Raw genomic sequence first — 1,279 nt, forward strand, 5'->3', positions numbered from 1 at the left:
ACAAGTAATGATTCAGAGCAGGCTCTCCCTGCACTTCCCATGTATGGCTACTCCAAAGACCATCGTCCAGATTTAAAACAAATCATGTTATCGCTTACCGTCAGTGGTAAAGCGCAAATGCCCATTTGGTTCGAAGCACTTGATGGCAATAGTCAAGATAAAAACAATTTTCACAAAACTCTGGCCAACATAAAAGCATTTCGAGAGCAGCTAAAGTCAGCGCCAAAGTTAACGGTTGTCGCAGACTCTGCACTGTATACCAATGATAAGTTGAAAACAGCACACTATGATTGGATAACCCGTATTCCAAATCAAATATCAAGCGTTAAACACTTCCGGGAGGCGGATACTGAGCAATTTAGCTGGATAGAAATCGATGAAAACTATCGCGCTGTGTGGCTCGGACATTCAGAGAAAGACTTAGTGCAATGTAACCTGATGGTGTATTCCAAAGAGACTGCGAAAACGCAGCTTAAGACACTTGAGAAGCAAATCCAAGAAGAGCTTGCTGCCATTGATAGAGCGAGCAAAAAATTCCTCAATGATAAAATGTATTGTAAGGCTGATGCCGAAAAAAAGGTGAGCGAATTAGACAAGAAAATTAAATATCACAACTTAAGTTACACCTTAACCGAAGTAACTCAATACAAAGGCAAAGGGCGACCTAAAAAAGATGCTTATCCTGAGTTTTCCCACTATCAAATTATCCTCAGTGCCGTAGCCAGCCCAGACAAACAAAAGCCTTATAGAAATAGAGCGGGTCGTTTCTTATTAGCCACCAACCAATTTGATTTAGAACCCCATGATTTCTTAGAAAGCTATAAAAGTCAGCAAGATGTAGAGCGTGGTTTTCGAGTAATCAAAGATCCACAATTCCATTTAGATGATGTTTTTTTGAAAAAGCCAGAGCGAATAAACGCACTACAAATGATAATGACGCTGTGTCTCATGGTTTATAACCTCGGCCAGTTTCAATTTAGGGAGAAACTTGAGGATTTGAACGAAACCATCCTCAATCAAAGCAATAAGCCGACAGCAACACCAACATTAAGATGGATATTTCAACAACTTGATGTCATTCATTTTGTTACGGTTGAAGGGCTAGGAGCAAAAATTACCGGGATTTGTGAGGAAAAGAAGAAAATTATCCGCATCTTTGGTGAGGAAATCTGTAAGATTTACAACATTGCGTAGGTAAAAAAACAGAAAGTGTAGCTTCTTAGTTGAAGCCGCTTGTCATGCATAAAATTTAGGATACCAGACGATGTATTATTATTTT

1 protein-coding gene is annotated in these 1,279 nt (G+C 39.3%); it reads left to right on the plus strand.

Translation table 11 applies throughout. The annotated features are described in order from the left end of the window. Positions 1–1,194, plus strand: a 1,194-nt coding sequence (locus JQC92_RS22315; RefSeq protein ID WP_205001720.1) for an IS1634 family transposase, incomplete at its 5' end; no start/stop codon positions are given. Positions 1,195–1,279: the final 85 nt, after the last annotated feature.

It is taken from the genome of Parashewanella hymeniacidonis, assembly GCF_016900895.1.
GTDB classification, from domain to species: domain Bacteria; phylum Pseudomonadota; class Gammaproteobacteria; order Enterobacterales; family Shewanellaceae; genus Parashewanella; species Parashewanella hymeniacidonis.